General features: G+C 66.9%; 23 protein-coding genes. 19 read left to right on the forward strand and 4 right to left on the reverse strand.

The features are described from left to right. The first annotated feature begins 23 nt into the window (after positions 1-23). From E1956_RS33145 to E1956_RS33170, 6 genes are read left to right on the forward strand one after another with little or no spacing between them, the layout of a single operon-like run. Positions 24-938, forward strand: a complete 915-nt coding sequence (locus E1956_RS33145; RefSeq protein ID WP_134757155.1) for a dioxygenase family protein — start codon at positions 24-26, stop codon at positions 936-938. Between the two features lie 14 nt (positions 939-952). Further along, positions 953-1702: an SDR family NAD(P)-dependent oxidoreductase gene (locus tag E1956_RS33150; protein WP_134757157.1), complete on the forward strand. Its 750-nt coding sequence runs from the start codon at positions 953-955 to the stop codon at positions 1700-1702. A gap of 23 nt (positions 1703-1725) precedes the next feature. Further along, a complete protein-coding gene (locus tag E1956_RS33155) occupies positions 1726-2604 on the forward strand; it encodes a beta-keto acid cleavage family enzyme (RefSeq protein ID WP_134757159.1) in 879 nt (292 codons plus the stop codon). Positions 2605-2661: 57 nt separating this feature from the next. Next, the gene (locus E1956_RS33160) at positions 2662-3639 is read left to right on the forward strand and encodes a quinone oxidoreductase family protein (RefSeq protein ID WP_134757161.1); all 978 of its coding nucleotides are present in this window, start codon (positions 2662-2664) and stop codon (positions 3637-3639) included. Next, positions 3636-3986, forward strand: a complete 351-nt coding sequence (locus E1956_RS33165; RefSeq protein WP_134757163.1) for a cupin domain-containing protein — start codon at positions 3636-3638, stop codon at positions 3984-3986. Before E1956_RS33160 ends, E1956_RS33165 begins: the two co-directional genes overlap by 4 nt. A 35-nt stretch (positions 3987-4021) precedes the next feature. Then, positions 4022-4813: a helix-turn-helix domain-containing protein gene (locus E1956_RS33170; protein WP_134757165.1), complete on the forward strand. Its 792-nt coding sequence runs from the start codon at positions 4022-4024 to the stop codon at positions 4811-4813. A gap of 72 nt (positions 4814-4885) precedes the next feature. Here the strand turns inward: E1956_RS33170 and E1956_RS33175 are convergent, their stop codons facing one another. Then, positions 4886-5959 (reverse strand): LacI family DNA-binding transcriptional regulator, encoded by a 1074-nt coding sequence (locus E1956_RS33175; protein ID WP_134757167.1) that lies wholly within the window; start codon positions 5957-5959, stop codon positions 4886-4888. Positions 5960-6216: 257 nt separating this feature from the next. On the opposite strand from E1956_RS33175, the gene E1956_RS33180 reads away from it, so the two are divergent. The 6 genes from E1956_RS33180 to E1956_RS33205 all read left to right on the forward strand — a co-directional run bounded on the left by E1956_RS33180 (position 6217) and on the right by E1956_RS33205 (position 13533). Beyond that, entirely contained in the window at positions 6217-7320 is a 1104-nt protein-coding gene (locus tag E1956_RS33180; protein ID WP_232071953.1) for a sugar ABC transporter substrate-binding protein, read from the forward strand. An 89-nt stretch (positions 7321-7409) separates the two neighbouring features. Beyond that, positions 7410-8924 (forward strand): sugar ABC transporter ATP-binding protein, encoded by a 1515-nt coding sequence (locus tag E1956_RS33185; protein WP_134757169.1) that lies wholly within the window; start codon positions 7410-7412, stop codon positions 8922-8924. Then, positions 8924-9910 carry an ABC transporter permease gene (locus E1956_RS33190; RefSeq protein ID WP_197732936.1) on the forward strand — a complete coding sequence of 329 codons (987 nt, stop codon included), beginning with the start codon at positions 8924-8926 and terminating at the stop codon, positions 9908-9910. The genes E1956_RS33185 and E1956_RS33190 overlap by 1 nt, the downstream gene beginning before the upstream one ends. After that, complete coding sequence (locus tag E1956_RS33195) at positions 9907-10914, forward strand: ABC transporter permease (protein WP_134757171.1); 1008 nt, start codon at positions 9907-9909, stop codon at positions 10912-10914. Before E1956_RS33190 ends, E1956_RS33195 begins: the two co-directional genes overlap by 4 nt. A gap of 305 nt (positions 10915-11219) precedes the next feature. Further along, positions 11220-12326, forward strand: coding sequence for a porin (locus E1956_RS33200; RefSeq protein WP_134757173.1), 1107 nt, complete (start codon positions 11220-11222; stop codon positions 12324-12326). Between the two features lie 76 nt (positions 12327-12402). Continuing rightward, positions 12403-13533 (forward strand): YncE family protein, encoded by a 1131-nt coding sequence (locus tag E1956_RS33205; protein ID WP_134757175.1) that lies wholly within the window; start codon positions 12403-12405, stop codon positions 13531-13533. Between the two features lie 110 nt (positions 13534-13643). On the opposite strand, the gene E1956_RS33210 is transcribed toward E1956_RS33205, so the two are convergent. Then, a complete protein-coding gene (locus E1956_RS33210; RefSeq protein ID WP_134757177.1) occupies positions 13644-13835 on the reverse strand; it encodes a hypothetical protein in 192 nt (63 codons plus the stop codon). Positions 13836-14115: 280 nt separating this feature from the next. Here E1956_RS33210 and E1956_RS33215 point away from each other — a divergent pair, with 280 nt between their 5' ends. The 4 genes from E1956_RS33215 to E1956_RS33230 all read left to right on the forward strand — a co-directional run bounded on the left by E1956_RS33215 (position 14116) and on the right by E1956_RS33230 (position 18290). Continuing rightward, positions 14116-14670, forward strand: coding sequence for a GlcG/HbpS family heme-binding protein (locus tag E1956_RS33215; protein ID WP_197732937.1), 555 nt, complete (start codon positions 14116-14118; stop codon positions 14668-14670). A gap of 36 nt (positions 14671-14706) precedes the next feature. Continuing rightward, on the forward strand, positions 14707-15909 hold the full coding sequence (locus tag E1956_RS33220; RefSeq protein ID WP_134757179.1) for an acetamidase/formamidase family protein: 1203 nt from the start codon (positions 14707-14709) through the stop codon (positions 15907-15909). Between the two features lie 97 nt (positions 15910-16006). Then, the gene (locus E1956_RS33225) at positions 16007-17287 is read left to right on the forward strand and encodes an MFS transporter (protein WP_134757181.1); all 1281 of its coding nucleotides are present in this window, start codon (positions 16007-16009) and stop codon (positions 17285-17287) included. Between the two features lie 67 nt (positions 17288-17354). Further along, positions 17355-18290, forward strand: a complete 936-nt coding sequence (locus E1956_RS33230) for a fumarylacetoacetate hydrolase family protein (protein WP_134757183.1) — start codon at positions 17355-17357, stop codon at positions 18288-18290. Positions 18291-18401: 111 nt separating this feature from the next. Here E1956_RS33230 and E1956_RS33235 read toward each other — a convergent pair whose 3' ends face one another. Beyond that, on the reverse strand, positions 18402-19271 hold the full coding sequence (locus tag E1956_RS33235; protein ID WP_167760195.1) for a helix-turn-helix domain-containing protein: 870 nt from the start codon (positions 19269-19271) through the stop codon (positions 18402-18404). Between the two features lie 373 nt (positions 19272-19644). On the opposite strand from E1956_RS33235, the gene E1956_RS33240 reads away from it, so the two are divergent. Then, a complete protein-coding gene (locus E1956_RS33240; RefSeq protein ID WP_167760196.1) occupies positions 19645-20433 on the forward strand; it encodes an alpha/beta fold hydrolase in 789 nt (262 codons plus the stop codon). Positions 20434-20546: 113 nt separating this feature from the next. Here the strand turns inward: E1956_RS33240 and E1956_RS33245 are convergent, their stop codons facing one another. Then, positions 20547-21764: an MFS transporter gene (locus tag E1956_RS33245; protein ID WP_167760197.1), complete on the reverse strand. Its 1218-nt coding sequence runs from the start codon at positions 21762-21764 to the stop codon at positions 20547-20549. Between the two features lie 279 nt (positions 21765-22043). On the opposite strand from E1956_RS33245, the gene E1956_RS33250 reads away from it, so the two are divergent. Beyond that, complete coding sequence (locus tag E1956_RS33250) at positions 22044-23537, forward strand: winged helix-turn-helix domain-containing protein (RefSeq protein ID WP_232071955.1); 1494 nt, start codon at positions 22044-22046, stop codon at positions 23535-23537. Positions 23538-23559: 22 nt separating this feature from the next. Next, positions 23560-23970, forward strand: a complete 411-nt coding sequence (locus tag E1956_RS33255) for a response regulator transcription factor (RefSeq protein WP_232071957.1) — start codon at positions 23560-23562, stop codon at positions 23968-23970. Positions 23971-24405 lie beyond the last annotated feature (435 nt).

Here is a 24405-nt window from a genome sequence, read left to right on the forward strand (position 1 = left end):
AACGGTTGCATTGGAGCTAGCTCATGACTGAATCGCTTCGGCCAGACAGCGTCATCGACGACGCCGCAACGGTCACCGGCATCGTGAAGGCGGCGATGGCCGGCACGCAGAACCCGCGCCTGAAGGAAATCGTCGACGCCCTCGTCGAGCACGGGCATGCGTTCCTGAAGCACGTGCGCCTCACCGACGCGGAATTCGAACAGGGGCTCGCGTTCGTGCGCGCGGTCGGGCAGGCATGCAACGACCGCCACAACGAAGTCGTGCTGCTGGCCGACGTGCTCGGCTTTTCGACGCTGGTCGCGCTGATGAACAACGCCGACGCGAGCACGCGCACGCCGGGCGCCCTGCTGGGGCCGTTCTATCGCGGCGGCTCGCCCGAGTACGAGAACGGCGAGTCGATCGCGTGCGAGGACTCGCCCGGCGCGCCGCTGTTCGTGCACGCGCGCGTGCTCGACACGAGCGGCCGGCCGGTGGCGGACGCGACGGTGGACGTGTGGCAGGCGTCGCCGGTCGGCCTCTACGAGAACCAGGACGAAAGCCAGCCCGAGCACAACCTGCGCGGGCGCTTCCGCACCGGCGCCGATGGCGCGCTGAGCTTTCGCAGCGTGCGCCCGGCCGGCTACCCGGTGCCTACCGACGGTCCGGTCGGCGCGTTGCTCGCGGCCCAGCAACGCCATCCGTATCGCCCCGCGCACCTGCATTTCGCGATCTTCGCCGAGGGGCACGCCACGCTCGTCTCGCAGGTATTTGCCGACGATTCCGAGCATCTGGACACCGATGTCGTGTTCGGCGTGAACCGCCGCCTGATTGGCCAGTTCGAGCAACACGCCGCCGGCACGGGCCCGCATGAGGACCAGCGCGACGCGTACTACACGCTCGATTTCGATTTCATTCTGGCCGAGGGGACGCCCACGTACCCGACGCCGCCCATCCAGTGACGAGGGGTTTGACCGTGTCCAGCTTGCTGCAGGGAAAAGTGGCCGTCGTGATCGGCGGCACCGGAGGAATTGGCGCCGCGACCGCGACGCGCTTCGCGCGCGCCGGCGCGCGCGTGGTGGTGGTCGGGCAACGCGACGAAGAGAAGGCACGGCGTGTCGCGGCGTCGTTGCCGGGCGAGGGGCATCGCGGCGCGGTGGCCGCGATCACGGACAGCGCCGCGCTCGATGCGCTCGCCGCCGATGTGCGCGCACGCGAAGGGCGCGCCGATATCCTCGTGAACACGGCGGGCTTCACGAAGGCGATCCGCCATGCCGATCTCGACGCGCTCACCGACGAGATCATCGACGACATCATGAAGGTCAACTGGCGCGGCCAGTTCGCGGCGATCCGCGCGTTTCGGGCGCTGCTCGACGCGTCCGGCGACGGCCTCGTCGTCAACGTGTCGTCGATCGCAGGCACCACGGGCGCGGGCAGCAATATCGCGTACTGCGCGGCGAAGGCCGGCCTCGACGTGATGGCGGCCTCGCTCGGCCGCGCGCTCGCGCCGCGCATCCGCGTGCTCAACGTCTCGCCGGGCGTGGTCGATACCGGCTTCGTGCCGGGCCGCGGCGAGGACTTCAACGACAAGGCCGCCGCCACCACGCCGCTTGGCCGGATCGGCGCGCCCGACGACGTGGCCGCCGCAATCGAAGCCTGCGCGACGCAATTGACCTTCAGCACCGGCGTGACGATCGTCGTCGACGGCGGCCGGCGGCTGAACTGAACACCGTAGCGGGGAACCCCGACATGCATGCACGCAAGACCCTGATCACCTGCGCCGTCACCGGCAATATCACGCGGCCGGACCAGCATCCCCACCTGCCGATCACGCCCGAGCAGATCGCCAATGCGTCGCTCGAGGCTGCGCGCGCGGGCGCCGCGGCCGTGCATATCCATGTGCGCGATCCGCAAACGGGGCGTCCGTCGATGGACGTGAAGCTCTACCGCGAAGTCATCGAGCGCATTCGTGCCGTTGACGACGTGCTCATCATCAATCTGACGACTGGGCCTGGCGGCCGCTTCGTCCCGAGCGAGGACGACCCGAAGATCGCCGCGCCCGGCACGACGCTGCTGCCGCCCGAGAAGCGCGTCGAGCACATTCTCGAGCTGAAGCCCGACGTGTGCAGCCTCGACCTGAACACGATGAACTCCGGCGCCGAAGTGGTCATCAACACGCCGAAGAACGTCGCGCGCATGGCCCATGTGATTCGCGAGGCGGGCGTGAAGCCCGAGCTCGAGATCTTCGATTCCGGCGATATCCATCTGGCGCGCGACCTGATCAAGGACGGCGTGCTCGAAGGCCCCGGCCTCTGGACCTTCGTGACGGGCGTGAAGTACGGCTTCGCGGCCTCGCCCGAGACCCTCCTCTATGCGCGCGGCCTGCTGCCGCCGGGGGCGATCTGGTCCGCGTTCGGGATCGGCCGCTTCGAGTTTCCGATGGTCGCGCAGGCGTGGCTGGCGGGCGGGCATGTGCGGGTGGGGTTCGAGGACAACCTGTATATCGGCAAGGGTGTGCTGGCCGAGAACAATGCCCAGCTCGTCGCGCGCGCCAAAGAGATCGTGACGATGCTCGGCGGCGAGATCGCCACGAGCCGCGAGGCCCGCGACATGCTGGGGCTCGCCTGAGGCTTGCCGGCCAGCGTGCGTGCCTGAACAAACGTAATGAATCAACGAGACCACAACATGAAGAACGTGCGCGTTCTGGAAAAGAGCCGCGATATCGATTCGCTGGCGTTGCACCTCGATGTGCAGGCCGAGCCCGTATTGGGCGAAGGGGAATGCCTCGTCGAGGTCGCGAGTGCAGCCGTCAATCCGAGTGACGTGAAGGCGGTGCTGGGCTTCATGCCGCACGCCGTGTGGCCGCGCACGCCGGGCCGCGATTACGCGGGCCGCGTGATCGACGGGCCGGCGGCGCTGCTCGGCAAGCAGGTGTGGGGCTGCGGCGGGGAGCTGGGGATCCGGCGCGACGGCACGCATGCGCGCTACCTCGTGGTGCCCGCGCACAGCGTGCGCGAGAAGCCGGACAACCTGACCATGGACGAGGCCGGCGCGGTTGGCGTGCCGTTCATCACGGCCTACGAGGGCTTGCGGCGCGCCGGCGGCGCCAAGCGGCGCGACGTCGTGCTGGTGCTCGGCGCGAACGGCAAGGTGGGGCAGGCGGCCATCCAGCTCGCGACGATGGCGGGCGCAACGGTCATCGGCGTCGGGCGCCAGGGCGAGCCGTATATCGGCCATGCGAGCGACAAGGTGCTGATGATCGACGCGTCGACGCAGAAGCTCGACGAAGTCGTGCGCGAGGCGACCGACGGCCATGGCGCCGATATCGTCTACAACACCGTTGGCAGTCCGTACTTCGAGCGCGCGAATCTGGCGATGGCGGTGGGCGGCACGCAGATCTTCATCTCGACTATCGAGCGGCCGGTGCCGTTCGACATCTTCACGTTCTATCGTGGCCAGCACACGTATGTGGGCGTCGATACGCTCGCGCTCGACGCGCAAAAAGGCGCGGCGGTTCTCGAGAAGCTGCTGCCCGCGTTCGAGCGCGGCGTGCTCAAGCCGTTCCCGATCGACGACGACCACGTGTTCAGTCTCGATGATGCCGCGCGCGCGTATCAGGCCGTTTATCGTGGCGCGTCGCGCCGCGTGGTGCTGAAGCCATGAACGTGACCCGCTTCGACGACGCGCCGCAGTACTTCCCCAGCGAGCACTTTCTGATGCGCTGCGTGCGCTTGCAGGGCTACGAGGCCGGGCCGGCCGAGTCGCTGTGGCTCGGCGTGTCGACGATCGAGCCGGGCGGCTATACGTCGATGAGCGCGTCGCTGGTCGAGAAGCACTACGTGGTGCTCGACGGGGAGGTCTGGGTGGAGACGAATGACGGCGAACGGGAGTTGCGCCGCTTCGATTCGTGCCGTCTCGCGCCCGGCGAGCCGCGCGCGCTGCACAACCGCTCCAGCCGGCCCGCGATGATCCTGCTCGCGATGCCGCTGCCGCGGCCCGAGCCGCAGTAACGCAGGCCGACGGTGCGCCAGTGGATCACGCTGCCTTGTCCGCTTCGCTGCCCAATTCGCCGCCCATGAGCGACGACGTCTGCCGGCTTTCGGACCTGCGGCTCGGACCGGGCACGCGGCACGACATCGCGCCCGATACCGGCGGCCGCTTCGTGCAGGTGCAAAGCGGCGGCGTCTGGATTGCCAGCGCGCGGCGCGCGTATTGCGTGACGCTCGGCGGCGGGATGTGGCTGCCCGCGTCGATCGCGCATCGGCTGTACGTGCCTTACGGCGCGGCGCTGCGCGAGTTGCGCATCGCGCCCGCGTTCAGCGACGGGCCCGTGCACTCGGCAAGAATCGCGCGCTGTTCGGCCATGCTTGCGTCGCTGTTGTCCGAGAGCGCGAGCCAGGCGCTCGCGCGTTCTCCGGCTGCGGTCGCCTCATTGCTGTTCGGCGAGCTCGAGGCGGCGCGCGAGGGCGCGTGGGAGATCGCGCTCGACATGCCGTCGTCGAGCAGCCGCATCGCCGCGCTCTGCGACGCGATGATCCTGGACCCCGGCCGCGACACGCGGCTCGAGGCGCTTGCGGACCGTGCCTGCGTGAGCGTGCGCACGCTGCACCGGCTGTTCGTCGACGAGCTGGGCGTGGGTGCCGGCCGCTGGCGCCGAACCGTGCTGACCGGCGCCGCGATGGGCGCGCTGGCGCTCGGGATGCCGGTCTCGGTGGTGGCGCGCGAGCTGGGCTTTACGCCGAGCGCGTTCTCGACGTTCTTCAAGTCGCATGTGGGCTGGGCGCCTAATCACTGGCTGGCGAATCAGGGCGTGAAGGCGGGGCCGCGGCCGGTGTGAGCGGGCCGCAGGTGGCCCTCAGATGGCCCTCAGCCGGCCCAACTATCCCAATGGCACTCTCAAGCGGCGCCCTCAGGCGGCGCCAACGCCAGCAGCCTTGCGCGAGACCGCGCGCGCCGCCGCAGTCGAGCCGCGAATCACCAGTTCCGGCGCCAGCGTGATGCGCAGCGGCGCGGCGCTGGGCGTGGCGATCCGCCCGAGCAGGAGCCGCGCCGCCTGGCGGCCCATCTCGCGATGCTGGATCCGCAGCGTGGTCAGCGGCGGATTGAGCATGTCGAGCAGCGGCATGTCGTTGTGGCCGATCACGGAAATGGCGCCGGGGCACGCGATCCGGCGCGCCGCGAACACCTCGTAGCAGCCGAGCGCGATCAGATCGTTCGCCGCGACGATGGCCGTGACGTCGCGATGCGCGTCGAGCAGTTGCTCGCACGCGGCACGCCCCGCTTCGCGCGTGAATTCCGCGGCCTCCGCGACCACGCTCCCCGCGACGCCATGCTGCTGCGCGGCGATCTGGAAGCCCTGCAGCCGCGAGAGGCCCGTCGCGATCCGCTGCGGGCCCGCGAGGTGGGCGATGCGCGTGTGGCCGAGCCCGACCAGATGCGCAACGGCCAGCCGCATCGAGAGGAAATCGTCGTTGACCACTTCCGGCACCTGGCCGCCGTCCTCGCCGCGATTGACGAGCACGAGCGGGACGCCGTCGAGGATGCAGCGGCGCACGAGCGGGTCCTGGCGCGCGGCCGTCGCCAGCACGAGCCCGTCGACGCGGCGCTCGAGCATTTGCTCGATCAGGCGTTCCTGGTCCTTGACCTTGCCGACGATGTTCGCGATCAGCACCCCGTAGCCCTCGGCTGCGAGGGCCTCCGTGATGCCGCAGACAATGGGCGGAAACACCGGGTTCTCGATATCGGGCAGGCACACGCCGATCACGCGCGACTGTCCGCCCCGCAGCGCCGCGGCGAGCCGGTTCTGCCGGTAGCCGAGCGTCTTGGCCGCCGCCAGCACGCGGCGCACGACCTCGTCGCCGATCAGGTGGCGCGTGGCCGGGTTCAGCACGCGCGAGACGGTCGAGGCGTTGACGGATGCGGCCGCCGCCACCTCGCGGATGGTCACGCGGGTCACGGTGCGCGTATCGGATTTCGTAGTCATGGAATGGGTCGCTGGATGTGATCCGATTCTATCGATGCAAAGGATTGCTTTCAACGTTGCAGTGGAAAACCCTAGTGTTTTCAGCGGCAACTACGCATTGACAACAAATTGTTCGGCAGTAGCATATGCATACGTTTGCATAGAGTCTGGTCGACTGCAAGATGGCATACATACCAGGCCGAAAAGCGTACGAAACGCAGCGACGCGAAACGCCGGGTGAGCAAGCCCGGAACGCGCCGAAATATGCAAACGGTTGCATGAAAATCGGGCTGCTCGACGAGCCGGCAGCGCCAGGCATGGCGTTCGCCGGTGCGCGCGCGGCGGCATGGGAAGAGCCGGCGAACAGGTGGAAGGAGACGAACTTGAAACGGAAACAGGCATCCTCGGGCAAGTGGAACGCAGTGCGCATGATCGCGGCGTGCGTGGCCGCATTGGGCCTCTCCAGCGGTGGCGGCGCCTTCGCCGCGAACGAGACGATCGCGGCGTTCTACAAGAACCAGGTGGACCCGCACTTCGCGCTCGTGCATGCGGGCGTGGACTCGGCCGCGAAGCAGCTCGGCGTGTCCGTCACGCACTATGCGCCCACGCGCCCGAACGATCTGGGCGAGCAGTTGAGCGAGCTCGAGGACGTCAGCGTCAAGAAGCCCGGCGCGGTCCTGTTCATGGGCGTCAACCCGCGCGGCGTGGTGCCGGAAATCGAGAAGCTCAACGCCATCGGCATCCCGGTCGTCAACTACAACGATCGCGTCGCGGGCGGCAAGTTCGCCTCCGTGGTGGTGGCGGACGACTTCGACCTCGGCCACGACGTGGCGCGCTATCTGTTCACGAGCATGGGCGGCAAGGGCAACGTCGTGATCCTCGAAGGCGTGAAGGGCTCGACCACGAGCGACGAGCGCGTGCGCGGCTTCAAGAAGGCGCTCGAGGAATTCCCGAACGTGCACCTGCTGGCCTCGCAGCCCGCGAACTACCAGCGGCTCCAGGCGCTCCAGGTGACGGAGAACCTGATCCAGTCGAATCCGAAGATCGACGGCGTGCTGGCGGCGGCGGACGTGATGGCGATGGGCGCGATCGAGGCGCTCGAAGCGGCCGGCCGCAAGGACACGAAAGTCGTGGGCATTGGCGGCGTGCCGGAATCGGTGAAGGCGATCAAGGACGGGCGCCTGCTCGCAACCGCCGAATTCAACGGCTTCAAGATGGGCTGCATCGCGACGATGGCGGCGGTGCGCACACTGCGCAAGGAGCCCGTGCCGTCGAACATCCTGATCAAGGGCGTGGTGATCGACAAGACCAACTACGCGCCGTTCGAGCTGCCGGGCGACCAGCGCCAGTGTCCCAAGTGGGGCGACGTAGTCAGCAACTGACCTGACGATGCACGGGCGACGCGGCTTTGCGCATCGCCCGTGTGTCGCTTGTGCACCGGAAACATCTAGTTCGCACTGCAGAGGTAACCATGGAAACCACGACTTCGGCCGGCCCCTTGCCGCGGCTCGAACTGCGCAAGATCTGCAAGAGCTTTCCCGGCGTGCGCGCCCTTACGGACGTCGACCTGGCGCTGTATCCCGGCGAAGTGCATATGCTGCTGGGCGAAAACGGCGCCGGCAAGTCGTCGCTGATGAAGGTGCTGTTCGGCGCCTACCGCGCCGACGCCGGCGAATTCTTCTACGACGGCGAGCCGGTCTCGATCGCCTCGCCCGCCGATGCGAAGCGCCTTGGCATCGCGGTGATCTTCCAGGAATTCTCGCTCGTCCCGCATCTCTCGATCGCGCAGAACATCTATCTCGGGCGCGAGCCGCGCAACCGCCTCGGCCTCGTCGATCATCGCCGCATGCATGCCGATGCGGCGGCCACGCTCGCTCAATTGGGGCTCGCGTACGACACGCGCCTGCAGGCCGCCGAGCTGGGCGTTGCGCAGCAGCAGATGGTCGAGATCGCCAAGGCGCTCTCGCACGAGGCGCGCGTGCTCGTGATGGACGAGCCCACTGCGGCGATCTCGGACCGCGAGGCCGACGCGCTGTTCGCGGTCGTGCACAAGCTGCGCGATGCGGGCGTCGCGATCGTCTATATCTCGCACCGGATGAAGGAGGTGTTCGACCTCGGCGACCGCGTGACCGTGCTGCGCGACGGACGTCTCGTGAAGTCGACGATGGCCGCCGACACGACCCCGGACGAGTTGATCGCGCTGATGGTCGGCCGCTCCGTGGGCACCGTCTACCAGCGCCGCTACGTCGGCACGCCCGGCGAGATGGCGCTGGAGGTGAAGCAGTTGCGCACCGCGAGCGGCGTGAATGGCGTCGACCTGCACGTGCGCTGCGGCGAGATCGTCGGGCTCTCGGGCCTCGTGGGCGCGGGGCGCTCGGAGGTCGTGCGGGCCGTGTTCGGCGCGGACCCGATCCAGAGCGGCCGCGTCGAGATCTTCGGCGCCCAGGTGACGGGCGGGCCGCACAAGGTGGCGGCGCGCGGCGTGGGCCTGATCCCCGAGAACCGCAAGCAGGAAGGGCTCGCGCTCTCGCGCTCGGTGCACGAGAACCTGCTGGCCGCGAGCCTGTGGCGGCTGTTCCCGAAGGGCTGGTACCAGGCGGAGCAGGCGCGCCGCGCGACGCGCGAGTTGATCGAGACGCTGCGGATCGCCCCGGGCGACCCGGGCAAGCGCGCGCAGTACCTGAGCGGCGGCAACCAGCAGAAGATCGTGATCGGCAAATGGCTGAGCGCCGGCTGCCGGTTCTTCATCTTCGACGAACCGACGCGCGGCATCGACATCGGCGCGAAAACCGAAATCTTCGCGCTCATCGAACGGCTCGTTGAAGACGGGGCCGCGGTGCTGCTGATCAGCTCGGAACTTTCGGAGATCGTGTACGTGTGCGATCGCGCCTACGTGATGCGCGAAGGCACGATCTCGGGCGAGCTGCCGAAAGAGCGGCTCAGCGAGCGCAACATTCTGGCCCTGGCCATGCATGAGGAGGCGTGATGATAGCGAATTTTGTAAGGCAAGCACTGCGAAGCGAATCGGGCGGGCGGCGGCGCCGGCCGCTGCCGTCCGTCGTCTGGGTCAGCGTTGCGCTCGCGGTGCTGGCGGCGATTGGCGTGCCCGGGTTCGCCACGCGCGGCAATGTGTCGGACATCGGCTTGCAGATCGCCATGCTCATCGTGATCGCGATGCCGATGACGCTCGTGATCCTGAGCGAGGGGCTCGACCTTTCCGTGGGCGCGGTGCTGAGTCTTGGCGGTGTCGTGTTCGCGCAGGCGCTCGCGTTGGGCGCGGGCATCGTGCCCGCACTGCTCGCGGCAGCCGCCGTTGGCGTGCTGGCGGGTGGCGTGAACGGCGTGCTCATCGCGCAACTGGGCTTGCCGCCGTTCGTCGTCACGCTCGCGATGCTGGGCATCGCGCGCGGCATTGCGCTGGTGCTCACCGACGGCAACGCCGTCGCGGTCATGACGCCAGCGGTCGCGCAGCTCTATGCGATGTCGATTCTTGGCGTGCCGTTTCCGATCGTCTGCGCGCTGGCCGCCTGGGCGTTCACGCACCTCGTGCTCTATCACACGAAGTTCGGCGCCTACGTGTTCGCGATCGGCGGCAATCGTGAAGCGCTCACGCTGGCCGGCGTCAAGGCCAGGATCTTCCACGCCGCGATCTACGTGCTGAGCGGCTTGTTCGCGGGCCTCGCCGCGCTGCTGCTGGTCGGCCGGATGAACGCGGCCGAGCCCAATGCCGCCATCGGCATCGAGTTCGACGCGATCGCCGCCGTGGTGCTCGGCGGCACGTCGTTCGAGCGTGGCGACGGCTGGCTGACCGGCACGGTGCTGGGCGTCGTCACGATCGGCATGCTGCGCAATGCCCTCAACCTGCTGGGCATTGAATCGTCGCTGCAGGTCGTGTCCGTTGGCGTGCTGGTCCTGCTCGTGATTCTCGTCGACAGCCTTCGCAAATCCCGTTTCGTTGGAGCCCATGCATGAGCATCCAGAATCCTTCCCGGTTCTTGCTGAACCACGTCGGCCGGCTCGATGTCCGCCGCCACGCGAGCGCCGAGACCGCCGCGCTCGTCTACCGGATCCTGCTGATCGTCGCGATCGCGCTGGCGCTCACTGTCGCCACCGACGGCTTCGCGACCTCCGCGAATCTGCTCAACGTGCTGCGGCAGGCGAGCCTGATGTTTCTGCTGGCCTCCGGGCTCACGCTCGTGATCCTCTCGGGCGGTTTCGACCTGTCGATCGCGGCGAACCTGACGCTTTCCGCCTGTCTCGCCGCGGGCGCGATGAAGTCGGGCGGCTCGCCCATGCTGGCGGTCGCGACCGCGATGGGATGCGGCGCCTCGATCGGCCTGCTGAACGGGCTCGCCGTCACGCTGCTGCGCCTGCCGCCGTTTCTCGCGAGCTACGGCATGTTGTGGATCGTCCAGGGGCTCGCGTTCCACTACATGGGCGGCAACGAAATCTTCGGTTTTCCCGCGGGATTCCGCGCGCTGGGAACCGGGTTCTGGCTCGGCGTGCCGCTGCCGGTCTACATGATGCTGGCCGTGCTGATCGGCGGCACTCTCCTCACCGCGCGCCTGAATTTCGGCCGCGAGATCTACGCGATCGGCGCGAACGCCGAAGCCGCGCGATTGTCGGGCATCCCCGTGCAAGCGCGCCGCATCGCGGTCTACACGCTCTGCGGCCTGATGGCGGGCATCGCGGCCATCGTGTATCTGGCGCGCGTCAATGCGGCCGATTCGGCGATGGGCGAACCGGTCCTGCTGCCGGCAATTGCCGCGATCCTGATTGGCGGCGCGTCGCTGTTCGGCGGCACGGGCACGCTGCTCGGGACCTTGTTCGGATGCGTGACGCTCGCGCTCGTGATCGACGCCATGAATCTGCTGAACCTCGACGCCAACTGGCAGCCTATGGTCGTGGGCGCGATCCTGCTGCTCGCCGTGCTGGCCGACGCGCTCGCGCGGCGCCAGCGCGGCCGTACGCGTTAAGTGCTGATGGCGCGCATAACAAAGAGACGATTTGACAAGCGGCGAGACTGATCGACGAAGGGTTCCTGACCGATCCCGCATAACATCGAGTCAACGATGCGGTGGCGCAGTAAGGGTGGATTCAGACAGGGCGAGGGGGCGAAAAGGTGGTAGCGCCCCCGTCCCGGTTCCAGCAAGCGGCGCACGAAGGCCGATCGATTCACGCGATGGAAGCGTCATAAAAATAATTCGTAGTACGGATGGTCTGGAGTTCGATTGCGATCAACGTCCGGTCGACGGCCGGCAACATGGAGGGGAAGGTGGAGATGAAGAAAAGAATGATAGCTGCGCTGGTAGGCGCCGTGATGAGCAGCGGCGCGCTGGCACAAAGCAGCGTCACGCTGTCGGGTCGCCTGGACGAAGGCATTACGTACGTCAACAACGAAGGCGGCCACTCGAACGAGAAGATGGACAGCGGCGTGCTGTTTCCGAACCTGTGGATTCTCTCGGGCCATGAGGATCTGGGCGGGGGCTACGCGACCCTGTTCAAGCTCTCGTCGCTGTTTAACCTGAGCAACGGCCAGCTGAACCAGCAGAACACGCTGTTCGGGCAGCAGGCCTGGGTGGGCATCCAGTCGCCGTACGGCACGATCTCGCTCGGCAACCAGTTCGATTTCAGCGCCGATTACTTCGGCCAGTTCAACGTCAGCTCGGCGGGCAGCGGTTACGCCATTCACCAGGGCGACTTCGACCACACCAACAACGACCGCCTGAAAAATTCGATCAAGTACGTGAGCCCGGAGCTGTTCGGAGGCCTGACGTTCGGCGGCATGTTCGGCTTCAGCAATACGCCGGGCAGCTTCCACGACAACAGCGGCTGGAGCGCCGGCGCGCAATACGCGAACGGCCCGTTGACGATCGCCACGGCCTACACGTATGTCGCGACGCCCACGATCGACCCGTACGCGCAGATCGGCGTGCACTCGTTCTTCGGCCAGCAGGTCGCGAGCGTGACGGACAACACGGCGACCGATCTCGCGCCGGCATTCCAGATCCGCTCGCTCGGCACGCTGGGCGTCGGCGCGTCCTATGCGATCGGCAACGTCACGCTGTACGGCAACTTCAGCGACACGGTCCTCAAGTATCTCGAAGAGAAGTCGGTGATGCATGTCTGGGAAGGCGGCGCGACCTGGCAGGTGACGCCCTCGATCCAGCTCGTCGGCGGCTATCAGCACACGGGCTTCGAGGGCCACACATGGAACCAGGTGACGGCTGCGGCGCTGTATGCGCTGTCCAAGCGCACGCAGGTCTATATCTCGAGCGATTACCTCAAGGCTTCGGCCGGCGTGGACGCGGTGATCGGCGCGAGCTTCGAGCCGTCGCTGACGGGCAAGCAGGCGGACGTGCGCCTCGGTATCTATCACAGCTTCTGAGCGCGCACAGCAGTAAGCGATATCCCATCCCGGCACGGGCCGGACACATCAACACGAGGTTTGGAGGAGTCGAAACATGAACAAAATTCTTGGTGCCGCCATGCTGACGAGCGCCATTGCCGCCGCCGCGATGGCATGGGCGAGCGATGCGCCCAGCAATGGGCCGAAGCTCATCACCAACATTCCGATGACGAGCGCGAAGCCGTTCGGCTTTGACATCAGCGCGGCATCCGACGGCAACTACTATCTGGCCGACGGTTCGAACGCCACGCTCGACGTTATCGACGCGAAGACCTTGACGGTGCGCGACCGCATCTCCGCGGACTTCGCGGGCATCGGCCCGAACCACGACAAGTCGGGTCCGTCGGGCGTGATTCCGATTCCGGGATCGTCGCTCGTGTACGTGGGCGACGTGAACGCGGTCAAGGTGATCGACGTGGCGTCGAAGCAACTCGTCAAGCGCATCGAAGTCAGCAACTCGGGCATTCGCGCCGACGAGGGCTGCCTCGATCCCACGCACCACGTCGTGATGTTCTCGAGCGGCGCCGAAGAGCCGCCGTTCGCGACCTTCATCAACACCGACACGCAATCGGTCATCGCGAAGCTGCCGCTCAAGGATTCGACCGGGCTCGAAGCCTGTGCCTACGATCCGAAGGGGCAGAACTTCGTGCTGAACAACGACGGCACGAAGGCGAACCCGAAGGGTGAAGTCGACATCATTCCGGTGAAGACGGTGCTCGCGGGCCAGCCGGAAATCTCCGCTGTGTTCAAGCTCAACGGCTGCGATGGCCCGAGCGGCCTCGCGCTCGGACCGGGCAACGATGCATTGATCGGCTGTGATCCGGACGAGGGCGGCAAGCAGACCACCGTGATCATCGACCGCACCAACGGCACGACGCTCGCCGAGCTGCCGTTCGGTGGCGCCGACGAGGTGGTCTACGACGGGGTCTCGAATCGCTACTTCGTGGCCGCCGGCCATCATTCGGCCGACAACGTCTCGCAGGTAGGCAACAAGGCGGCCAAGTTCGATCCGGCGCTGGGCATCGTCGACGCCAGCACGCGCAGCCTCGTCGCTATCGTGCCGACGGGCACCGGCGCGCACTCGGTCGCGGTCGACGGCGAATCGCACCACGTGTTCGTGCCGTACGCGAAAGGACCGAAGCCGGAATTCGCCGGGACTGGCGTATCGGTGTTCGGTACGGAGTAACGGCCAGCAGTCTCCAGTGTAGCGATGCGGGTTGCCCGCGAGACGTTTGAGCGAACGTCTCGCGGGTTTTTTTGCTGTAGCTGGGGTTGGACGGTGTGGGTCAGCGGGGCTCAGCCCGTGTGCGCGTCATGCGAGTCCGGTGCGGGGCGCGTGGCATTGCCGGGGTCCTGCGGCGGCGGTGGGGGTGGATGGTAGCGCGGGTAAGTGTGCTCGTGGTTGACGTGAAAGTGCTCGTGCGCAGTGGACGTTGCCGTCGCGAATGCACCTAGCACGAGTGCGGTACAGAGCATCCAGGTCTTCATGGCGATTCTCCAGGTGCCGGAACGCGGGCACCTGCATCTAGCCTAGGCAGCGCCAGCGGACCGCATTGATACGTGAATACCCTGGATCGTGACCGGAAATGAAAACCCATTGCTCAGGGATTCGATTGCCGGTCGCGATAGACAGGGAAAGGAGCGCCGCGCAAGGCGGTTTTTTTCGGACTTGCCGGTAAGCGCCCGGGCTTTGCGGTCATCAAGATTCGACCGCCTGCCCGTACGCTGTGGTGTAACGCAAACGGTTGGTGAGAAGGAGGAACAGAAGTTGAACGTCAGGCTCTGGGTTTATCGGGCGGCAGGCGCGGCCATCGTTTCAGCCGTGTGCGCCGGGGCGGCATTGGGCACAGCGGGCGCGGCGGCAGAGGAACCGGCGCCGCTCGCGCCGACGGCCACCTACACGCTGAGCTATGCGCAAACGCAGAAGCTGCTCGGCATCGCGGTGGCGGCCGCCAATGCGCGGCATCTCGCGATGAGTTTCGCGGTTGTCGATCCGGGCGGCCATCTGCTCGCGGCGGTGCGCATGGACGGCGCGCCGTTCGCGACGGTCGATTTCGCGCGCGGCAAGGCGTTCGCGTCCGTGGCGCTGGGCGGCCAGTCGGGCGTGACGCTCGAGCAGCGCTATCGCGACGATCCTTCGGAGTACAGCAATGTTTCCGGCGCGGGCTACTACGCGCCGTTTTTACCCGGCCGCGGCGTATTCCCGGTGTTCCAGAACGGGCACCTGCTGGGCGCGGTGGGGGCGGGCGGCGCGCCGTCCGCAGTCGACGACGAAGTGCTCAAGCAGGCCATCGAAGCATTCGGCGCGAGCACCTCGCGGTGACGAAACCCGGTTATTGAAATCATGTCAGGACGACTTATGAAAAATATCAGCGATACATTCAACCCGCGCGACGCTGCGGCAAGCGGCATGGAGACACCGCGCGCGAGTACCGAGGATGCGACCGCGCTGTGCCGGCGCACGATGCTCAAGCTCGGCTTTGGCGCGCTCGCGGCAGGCGCCGTGGGCATCGCACGTACCGCCTCGGCCGCCACGCCGGCCTCGGGCAGCGCCGCGATGCCGGCTCTGCCGGGCGGCAAGGTCGTGAAGCTCGTGCCGTCGTGGGACACCGTGCAGGTCGGACAAATGGATCCGGGCCGGCCGGCCGCTGTGACGATCCGCTCCGGCGACACGGTCTGGTACGACGGCACGTGGACCAACTGGGGCAATGAGCCCAAGTATGGAATGGGTTTCAAGGAGCGCGAGCCGATCCGCAAAAAGTATCCGAACGGCGCCTTCTCGCTGATCGGGCCCGTGGTGGTCGAAGACGCGGAGCCGGGCGACCTCATCGAGTGCCGCCTCATGAAGATGCGGCCGATCGATTGGGGCTGGAACTCGGCGCCGCCCGGAGTCGGCGCGCTGCCGCACGACTTCCCGCCGTACCTGCGCTATCTGAAGTTCAACGATGCGCGTACCTACGCGGACTATGTGCCGGGCGTCAAGATTCCGGTCAACCCGTTCCAGGCCTACCTGGGCACGCAACCGCCCGGCGACAAGCCGGTCAGCGCGAACTTCGCGGGCAGCTACGGCGGCAACCTCGACTGCGCGGTGCTGAACCCCGGCAGCTCGGTGTTCCTGCCGGTGCAGCAGAGCGGCGGCCGCGTATGGACCGGCGGTTCGATGGGCGCGTCCGGCGAGGGTAACGTCGACCAGACCTCGATCGAGACTGCGTTCGAGGAAATGCGCATCCAGTACGTGCTGCACAAGAACAAGGCGCTCGACGGCCCGATGGCGGAAACGCCCGAGCATTGGATCGGCTTCGGCTTCGCCGACAGCCTCGATAGTTCGCTCGTTGCGTGCCTGCGCCAGATGATCGGCTGGATGTCGGCCGCCACCGGCATCGCGCCGGTCGACTGCTACGGCATCTTCAGTGTGGCGGGCAGCTTCCGCGTGACGCAGTTCGCGGACCAGACCCACACCGTCTACGCCACCAAGCCGCCGAAGGGCATTCACTGCATGCTGCCCAAGCGCATTTTCTCGGCGGATATGCAGCGTCGTATTTCCGCTTACGTGCGCGCCTGACGCGCGCGGTTCCGGGTGGTTGAGCGTTGTTCAGTATCAATGCGGCCGCGCTGTCGCTCGTGCCCCGGGCACGCGCGCGCCGCAAGGAGGCAAGGTCATGAATATGGAAGAGTCGAGGCCCGTTGCGGCCGCTGATGCGATCCCCGAGGCTGGCCGTACTGGCTGGCGTCTCGCGCTGTTCGTCTGTTTTCTCGTCGTGGTGCTCGATGGTTTCAATACCACGTCGATTTCGTTCGTAGTGCCAACACTCGCGCACGACTGGCAGTTGAGCGCGGCGGCTTTCACGCCGGTCTTCGTGGCGACGAACGTCGGCGCCGCGATCGGCTTCATCATCACGGGGTCGCTCGCACAGCGCTTCGGGCACCGGCTCGTCGGCCTCGGGAGCGTCGTGCTGTTCGGCGGCGCCACGTGGCTCACGATGTACGCGGGCAACGTCGCCGCGCTCTCGGCGATGCGCCTGTTTTCGGCGATCGGCCTCGGCGCCGCGCTGCCGATCGCGATTTCCGCGTCGGCGTCGATTATCGGCGCGCGGCACAAGGTGGCGGCGTCGTTGCTCGTGACCACGGGCATGTCGGTGGGCGCGGTGATTGGCGGCGTGGTCGGCGGTCCGCTGATGCACCGCTTCGGCTGGCAGGCCGTGTTCGTGCTCGGCGGCGCGCTGCCGTTCGTCGTGGCGCCGGCGTTCTACCGCATCCTCCAGGCGGGTGCGACTCCGCAGGCCGGGCAGGCGGCGCACAAGCGCGCGAATCCGGTGAAGGCGCTGTTCGGCGAAGGCTTTGCCGCCTATACCTGCCTGCTGTGGCTGTTCTCGTTCCTGATCTTCATGGACGTCTACGCGCTGCTGTTCTGGCTGCCGACGTTGCTGCTCTCGTTCGGCTTCTCGCTCGAGCATGCGCCGGCCGGCATGGCGGCGTTCAGCATCGGCGGGCTCAGTGGCAACCTGCTGATGACCGCGGCCGTCACGGCGATGACGCTGGCCGGCAACGTGCGCGTGAAGACGGCGTTGACGGTGGGCATCGTGGCCGTGATCGCGGGCATCGCCACGCTCTCTCATGCCGCCGTGCCGCCCATGGTCGTGCTGCTGCTGATCGGCGCCATCGGCGCGGGGCTCGTCAACGGAATCATGGGCCAGACCGCGCTCGCGGTCGCGTTCTATCCCGAGCACCTGCGCGCAACCGGCGTGGGCTGGGGGCATGCGCTGGGACGCGTCGGCTCGTTCGTCGGCCCCGGCATTGGCGGCGCGCTGCTCTCGCTCGGCTGGGCGCCGCGCGACATCGTGCTGACCGCGATCGTGCCGGCCTGCCTCGCGATCGTCGTGCTCGCCGCACTGTCGGCCGCTGGAAAGCGCGCCGCTGCCCGTTCGGTGCCGGCTGCCTGAATTGAATTGCCCGGGCGGCGCGCTGCCGCCTGGCTCACTCCACTCGACCTTACCTGTACCTTTACCGATGAAGATCATTGCCTATCTGGACGCCGGCCGCATCGCGCTTGGCGTCGTCACCAGCCCGACGCATTTCATTGCCGTCGCCGACGTCGCGCCCGATTTGCCGACGGACCTGATCGAGATTCTCGAACGCGAAGACGGCATGGACCGTTTGCGCGAAGCGACCGCGGGCCGCACGGGCGACCGCCTGCTCGCCGACGTGACGCTCAAGCCCTTCCTGCATCGCCCGAACGCCATGTGGGCGCTCGCGCTGAACTTCAAGAGCCATATTGCGGAGACGGGCCTGCAGACCAACCCCGACTTTCCGCACCTGTTCCTGCGCACCGAGGCGTCCTATGTCGGGGCGGGCGAGCCGATCTTCGCACCGCCGTATTCGGTGGCGCGCGCCTTCGACTACGAAGGCGAGCTGGGCGTCATCATCGGCAAGCCCGGGCGCGATATTCCGGTCGAGCGTGCCCTGGAGCATGTGGCGGGCTATACGTGCCTGAACGAAGGCTCGGTGCGCGAGTATCAGATGCACAACCGGCAATTCGGACTCGGAAAGAATTTCGAGGCGTCGGGCTCGTATGGGCCGTGGCTGATGACGCCGGACGAGTTCGGCGACCCCGCGCGCCATAGCGTGCTCACGCGCATCAACGGCGTGGTGCGCCAACGCGCGCCGCTCGACGACATGCTGATCGACGTCGCGCACACGGTCAGCTACCTGAGCCGCGGCTACCGGTTGCGGCCCGGCGATCTGATCGCGATGGGCACGCCGGGCGCGCTCAAGCCGCAGCCCGACGACCTCGAAGGCCAGGACCTGTCGCGCCAGTTTGGCCCCTTCCCGACACCGGGGCTCGTGCACATGCGCGCGGGAGACGTGGTGGAAATCGAAATCGACGGCCTCGGCGTATTGCGCAATTCCGTGATTACCGATCCCGCCTTCGAGGGTGATCTGTAATAAGCGGGTGTCGTGGGCCCGGCGTGCGCGCCGGACCCGTGCGGGCGAGGCGCACCGCTTCGCCCGTTTCTTTGCCTGGTTCTTCGCCAGGTTTTCAGCTCAGTTCCCCGCTCAGTCTTCCGCCTGATTTTCCGGCTGGTTCAGCACGACCGAGTGGCGGCGAAACTCGCTGGGCGGCACGCCCATGTGCTGCGAGAAGAAGCGCGTGAAATGGCTATGCTCCTCGAAGCCCAGTTCGTCGGCAATCTCGGCTAGCGGCCGGTCGCTAGCGCCCAGCAACTGGATCGCGTGCGACATGCGCACCCAGTCGATGTAGTGCTGCGGCGAGATCCCCATGCAGCGGCGGAACTGCTCGAAAAAGCGCGAGCGCGAGAGGCCGACCTGCGCGGCCACTTGCGCGACGCTCGGATTCGGCTCGGGGGAGCGCTTGATGAAGTCGAGCGCCTTGCGGATGCGGAAGTCCACCGGACGCGTGGAAGGCGCGAGGCCCGAGGTCAGCGCCGGATCGGCGAAATCGCGCCCGAGCGCCGAGACGAGGTCTTCGAGTATCGGCAGGCCGCCGTCGTCGTGCGCGACAAGGTGGTGGGTGATCGCGGCCGCGAGGCGTTCTACATGATGGCGCACGTCCGGCGTGACGACCACCACGGCTTCGGGAAAGATGCCCGCGGGACCGAATTCCGCGAGCTGCAGCCGTGCGCGCAGCCACTGCGGCTCGACCACGAGCGAGAGGATCATCGAAGGCATCTCGTCCGTGCCGCTCTTCGCATGCTCGATCCAGGGATTCATGCAGATCGCGCGCTCGCTAGTGAGCATGCAATCTTGTGCGCCGATGCGAAAGCCGCAATCGGCGCCGCCGAGCTTGAACAGGAATTGGTATTGCGCGTGCGCGTGCGCGACGAGCGGACGGCTGATGAAATTGACCGTCGCGCGGCCAAACTCCCCTTGCAGGATCCAGACTGGCTTTTCCGAATCGATCGTCATGGTGGGCATACCGGAACCTTCTTGTTGCGGTGCGCTGCCTTCGCGGCATGCGCAGGGTCGTTGGCGGTGCGGGGCCGCGCGATTGTACGGTGGCGCGGTCGAAAGCACATCGAAACATTCTCAGGCTTGACACTAAATCAAATGAACGACGGCAAGTCAATGGGTACAAGACACAGGCCCGTCTCGCGCGCGATACGGCCCCGCAAGTCCCGCTTGCCCGGCGGGGGGCGCATGGACATGCTGCAATTTCTGGACGATAAGGCAAGTGAGCGCTTCATTCGATCACCGCGCCGCGAGCGAAGCGCTTCATAGTGAGACCGGTGCGCGATATCGCGTGCACGACAGCAGATCGCAGACGATGAGAGGGAGCGAAATGGCATGGTTTGAACGCGAAGGCATCCGCATTGCCTACGAAGAATACGGTCCGCCGAACGGACCCGTCGTGGTATTCAGCCACGGCTTCCTGATGGACTCGGAGATGTTCCTGCCGAACATCGAGAACCTGCGAGACATCTTCCGCTGCATTGTCTGGGACCAGCGCGGCTTCGGCGCAACGGGGCCGACCGACCGGGCATTCAGCTACTGGGATTCCGCGCGCGACCTGATTGGCCTGCTCGATCACCTGGAGATCGCGACGGCGTCACTCGTCGGCATGTCGCAGGGCGGCTTCGTGTCGATGCGCGCCGCGCTGCTGGAGCCCGACCGGTTCCGCGCGATCGCGCTGATCGCCACGCGCAGCGACCTCGACGACGCGTCGGTCACGGAATCGTTCGAGCAACTGAAGGCGGAATGGGCGCGCAACGGCGCCGCAAACGTTGCCGGACACCTGGCGTCGTTCCTGCTGGGCCCCGAATATGAGGAATCGGTCTGGACTGCGAAATGGCGGCGCTTGGCGCGCGAGCATTTCGATCACCCGGTGGATGCGCTGACTACGCGCGACGACATCACGAGGCGGCTCAGCGACATCACGCATGCGTCAATCGTCTTCCACGGCGACGCCGATGCGGCCATCGATCCCGGTTGCGGCGAGGCGCTGGCCGCGCGGCTGCCGAACTGCAAAGGGATGGTGAGCGTGGCGGGGGCCGGGCATACGCCGAACCTGACTCACGCGCACGACGTCAATCCGCTGCTGAGGGACTTCTTGCTGCGCTATGGGCGCTAGGGCCTGCTACTAGCGTGAGCAGGCTCGGGTTGCAACGCCGTGCGTGCGTTGACGATCGCGCCGTAACCGACGGGGCTCGCGTGAATCCTCACGAGCCCCGTTCGGCCGCCCGTTCAGGCAGGGTTGTGGATCGCGGAGGACCGGTACGCATGAGCGCCTAGCACGAGCGCGAGAATCGACATCACGGCCGCCAGACCCGCAATGGCGAGGTCGAGACCGATTCGGTCCGCAAGCAGGCCGAGTCCGACGATGGGCACGATGCCGCCCAGATAGGCGATCGAGAAGAACGAGGCGATCGAGCGTGCGCGATGCTGCGGCGGCGTGATCTGATTGATCACGGCCAGCGCCGACATGAACGCGAGGCCTTGCCCGAATCCGCCGATCAGATCGCTGGCCATGAACAGCGCGCCGGCATGCAGCGGCAGCGAGGTGGCCATCAAGGCGACGCTGACACCGGTCGCGATGGCGCCGGCCGCGAGGCCACGGCGTGCGTCCACCTTGCGCAAGGCGAACTGGGCGATGGCCGAGCCGATGAAGAGCGTGGCGACGCCTGCACCCGCGATGGCCGGACCGTGCCATGGCAGCAGCGTGCCGAGGACCGCGGGCGCGAGCGAGGCGAACAGCGAGAACAAGGTGTAGCCCGTAAAGGTCGTGAGCGAGGCGAGTGCGAACGGACGCCAGGCGGACGGATCCGGCGCCTGGAAGCGCAGGGCCGGACGGAAATGCCGGATCGGGGTTACCTTGGCGTCCGCGGGATGCACGACGAGCGCAAGCAACGCGAGCACGGCTGCGATGCCGAACACGAGGTAGGGCGTGAGGAGCGGGCGCGGCAACAGCTGCGCCACGACCCCGCCGGCGAACGGCCCGAGGCCCAGGCCGACGATGTTCATGATCGAGCCGACCAGCTGGGCGCGCTTGACCTGGCCCGCGGGCTCGAGCGCAATCAGGCCCGCGGTGGCGGCACTCGACGCAATGCCCGCCGCGATGCCGATGGCGAAGCGGCCGAGCGCGAGCACCGGCAAGGAATGGGCGGCCGCCGAGGCGAGCAGCCCGGCAATCAGCAGCAGGACGGAAATGCGCAACGCGTGCACGAAGCCCACGTGATCGCTCAAGTGGGAGAGCACGAGCAGGGCCAGCAAGGCGCCCGCCATATAGCTGGAATAGACGATCGTGACGCCGCCCGCCGAGATGCCGAGCGCCTGCTCGTAAAGCGGATACAGCGGGCTTGCGAGCGTGGCGCCCGCCATCGTGACACCGAGTGCGAACGCGATGGCGACGAAGCGCGTGGCCGCGCTGCCATGCGCCGTGGACGTTTGAGTATGGGAGTTCATGGTAAAGCCCTCAACGAGAGGAGTTGCGTCGAGGATAGCGGCGGGCGCCGGCGCGGAGAATCGGGCCGCCGCGCAAAGCTGCTTTGCACGCGCCCGGGCGCCTGGCGGCGGGGGACCAGGTCGACCCCGCATTACACTCATGGATAATGGTGCCGCGTTGGCTCGCGCACTAGCATACGTTCAAGCCCTGCGGTAATCCCTGGCGCCTGAGCGCGCGAGGCGCTACTCGCAGGTTGGCCGTGCCGCACAGCGGCGGCGGACGTGTGGAGAGCGTGGGAAATGCACAACTTCGGTCGAGTGGCGGTCTCTCTGGAATGCCGCGAGGTGTTCGTGGACGGCGTGGCCCAGCCTGTCGGGACGCGGGCGTTCGAAATCCTGGAATTGCTGATCGGTGCCGCGGGCGAACTGGTGACGAAAGACCAGATCATGCGCGCCGTATGGCCGAAGACGATCGTCGTCGAAAACAACATCCAGGTGCACATTTCGACGCTGCGCAAGCTGCTCGGCGGCAAGCGCGGCTGGATCCGCACCGAGGCGGGCAGGGGCTATCGACTTGCGCCGCCCGCGGACGGACCCGCGCGCGCGACGCAAGTCGATGCCGCCGCTGCGCCGGTGCCGGTGCGAGCGAGCGCGGCGCAACGCACATGGCCCTTGATTGGCCGGGAACGCGAAGCGGCCGAGCTGCGGAGCCTCGTCGAGCGGGAGTTGCTCGTGACGTTGGTGGGCCCCGGCGGCGTGGGCAAATCGCACCTTGCGCTCGAAGTGGCGACGGCCTGGGCCTGCTCGCGCGGCGTGGAGGCGTGCCATGTCGATCTGGCCTGCGTGAGCGGCCACGGCTCGCTCGTGGCCACGCTGCTGGGCGCGCTGCGCGGCGCGAAGGAGCCGGGTGCAGGCGACATGGGTGACGTGTTGCGCGAGATCGGCGCCAGCGAGGCGGTGCTCGTGTTCGACAATGGCGAGCGTTGCGTGGACGCGCTCGCGGCGGTGTGCGAGACGATAGCCGCGTCGAACACCGGGGTCTCGATGATCGTGACGAGCCGTGAACCGCTGCGGGTTGCCTGCGAGCGCATCTACCGGGTTGGCCCGCTAGCCGTGCCGGACGCACAGGCGGGCGGCGGCGATATCGAAGCGTCCAGTGCAGTGAGGATGTTCGTCGCCCGGGCGCGCGCCATGGGGACCGAGTTCCCCGCCGACCCGAAGACGCTCCAGGCGATCGCCAACGTATGCCGCCGGCTCGACGGCTTGCCGCTGGCGCTGGAGCTGGCGGCCGCGCGTGCCGCATCGCTCGGTGTAAAGGGGCTTGTTGCGGATCTGGAGCGCTCGCTGCTGTCCCTATCGGGCGGCTTGCGCACTGCGCCGCCGAGGCACCGGACGCTGCGGGCGAGCATCGAGTGGAGCTACGTGCTGCTCGACGAGGCCGAGCGCATCGTGTTGCGGCGTCTTGCGGCGTTCCCCGGCATTTTCACGCTCGAAGCGGCCTGCGCGCTGGCGACGTGCGATCAATTGAGCCGCGACGCGGTGCTCGACTGCGTGGTCAATCTTGCGTCCAAGTCGCTGCTCGTCGTGCATTCGGCGGGCCTGTCGAAATGCTATTCGCTGCTGGAGTCGGTGCGCGCGTATGCATTCGACAAGCTCGAGGAAGCAGGGGAGTATGTGCCGTTCGGCGAGCGTTATGCCGTGAGTGCGGAAATGGACAAGCCGGTGCGGCTGGCCCCGCGCGCCGCTTCGATTGCTGCTGCAACGCCGGTTCCGGCGAGCGCGGCGTACGTCTGACCGCATGCGCGAGTGTGCCGGATTGGATTCCACATCGGGTTTGAATTCAATGGCCCTGGTCTGCATCGTCGATGACGACGTCCTGGTACGCAAAAGTCTCACGAGTCTGCTGCAATCGGCCGGGCATATGGCGGCGCCGTTTGCTTCCGGGGAGGAATTTCTTGCTTCGCCGCGGCATGAGTGTGCCGCTTGCATTTTGCTCGATTTGAAGCTCAAGGGGATGAGCGGGCTTGAAGTGCAGCGGCGGTTGAACGAGGAGCATGTGGCCGTGCCGGTTGTGTTTATCTCGTCGCAGGCCGATGATGAGGCCGTTCGGCGCGCGATCGAGCGTGGGGCTCGGGCTTTTTTGCATAAGCCGTTCTCGTCCGATGAGATGCTTGAGGTGGTGGAGAGTATCGCTATTGGGCAGGCTGGTAAGCCTGCGGGCAGTTAGGCGGGGTAGCTCTATCGCTCGAGCGTATTTGTGCGCTTTTAAGTTGGCCTTAACTTGTTTTCGCGGCGGGCCCGCAGGCGTTGCCCCTGTGCGGGGCGGCACCTACTTTTCTTTGCAGCCGCAAAGAAAAGTAGGCAAAAGAAAGCGGCTCACACCGCTAGTGTGACGCAGTCCACCACTGCCCTGTCCATCGGAGCGGCTCCGGGGCATCCGTCTTCCCGCACACTCCGCCTTAGTGACAAAGGACTCATCCTTCCCGCCTCGCGCTACGCGCGGGCGGAAGGGTCTGCAAGGAAAACCGGGTGGGCCCGCCGGCGAATGCGTGAAGGCGCCGCCCGGTAAGTGCGCGAAGGTGCTGACCCGTAAATGCGGGAGAGTGCTGACCGGTAAATGCACGGGAGTGCTGATCGGTGAATGCGCCGGGTGTTGAGCGGT

The organism is Paraburkholderia pallida, assembly GCF_004524855.1.
GTDB classification, from domain to species: Bacteria; Pseudomonadota; Gammaproteobacteria; order Burkholderiales; family Burkholderiaceae; genus Paraburkholderia; species Paraburkholderia oxyphila.

What these genes read in the sequence shown, in the direction of transcription:
- E1956_RS33145 (WP_134757155.1), top strand. Translation starts at nt 24, where the DNA reads ATGACTGAATCGCTTCGGCCAGACAGCGTCATCGACGACGCCGCAACG.
- E1956_RS33155 (WP_134757159.1), top strand. Translation starts at nt 1,726, where the DNA reads ATGCATGCACGCAAGACCCTGATCACCTGCGCCGTCACCGGCAATATC.
- E1956_RS33160 (WP_134757161.1), top strand. Translation starts at nt 2,662, where the DNA reads ATGAAGAACGTGCGCGTTCTGGAAAAGAGCCGCGATATCGATTCGCTG.
- E1956_RS33165 (WP_134757163.1), top strand. Translation starts at nt 3,636, where the DNA reads ATGAACGTGACCCGCTTCGACGACGCGCCGCAGTACTTCCCCAGCGAG.
- E1956_RS33175 (WP_134757167.1), bottom strand. Translation starts at nt 5,959, where the DNA reads ATGACTACGAAATCCGATACGCGCACCGTGACCCGCGTGACCATCCGC.
- E1956_RS33180 (WP_232071953.1), top strand. Translation starts at nt 6,217, where the DNA reads ATGAAAATCGGGCTGCTCGACGAGCCGGCAGCGCCAGGCATGGCGTTC.
- E1956_RS33185 (WP_134757169.1), top strand. Translation starts at nt 7,410, where the DNA reads ATGGAAACCACGACTTCGGCCGGCCCCTTGCCGCGGCTCGAACTGCGC.
- E1956_RS33190 (WP_197732936.1), top strand. Translation starts at nt 8,924, where the DNA reads ATGATAGCGAATTTTGTAAGGCAAGCACTGCGAAGCGAATCGGGCGGG.
- E1956_RS33195 (WP_134757171.1), top strand. Translation starts at nt 9,907, where the DNA reads ATGAGCATCCAGAATCCTTCCCGGTTCTTGCTGAACCACGTCGGCCGG.
- E1956_RS33200 (WP_134757173.1), top strand. Translation starts at nt 11,220, where the DNA reads ATGAAGAAAAGAATGATAGCTGCGCTGGTAGGCGCCGTGATGAGCAGC.
- E1956_RS33205 (WP_134757175.1), top strand. Translation starts at nt 12,403, where the DNA reads ATGAACAAAATTCTTGGTGCCGCCATGCTGACGAGCGCCATTGCCGCC.
- E1956_RS33210 (WP_134757177.1), bottom strand. Translation starts at nt 13,835, where the DNA reads ATGAAGACCTGGATGCTCTGTACCGCACTCGTGCTAGGTGCATTCGCG.
- E1956_RS33220 (WP_134757179.1), top strand. Translation starts at nt 14,707, where the DNA reads ATGAAAAATATCAGCGATACATTCAACCCGCGCGACGCTGCGGCAAGC.
- E1956_RS33225 (WP_134757181.1), top strand. Translation starts at nt 16,007, where the DNA reads ATGAATATGGAAGAGTCGAGGCCCGTTGCGGCCGCTGATGCGATCCCC.
- E1956_RS33230 (WP_134757183.1), top strand. Translation starts at nt 17,355, where the DNA reads ATGAAGATCATTGCCTATCTGGACGCCGGCCGCATCGCGCTTGGCGTC.
- E1956_RS33235 (WP_167760195.1), bottom strand. Translation starts at nt 19,271, where the DNA reads ATGACGATCGATTCGGAAAAGCCAGTCTGGATCCTGCAAGGGGAGTTT.
- E1956_RS33240 (WP_167760196.1), top strand. Translation starts at nt 19,645, where the DNA reads ATGGCATGGTTTGAACGCGAAGGCATCCGCATTGCCTACGAAGAATAC.
- E1956_RS33245 (WP_167760197.1), bottom strand. Translation starts at nt 21,764, where the DNA reads ATGAACTCCCATACTCAAACGTCCACGGCGCATGGCAGCGCGGCCACG.
- E1956_RS33250 (WP_232071955.1), top strand. Translation starts at nt 22,044, where the DNA reads ATGCACAACTTCGGTCGAGTGGCGGTCTCTCTGGAATGCCGCGAGGTG.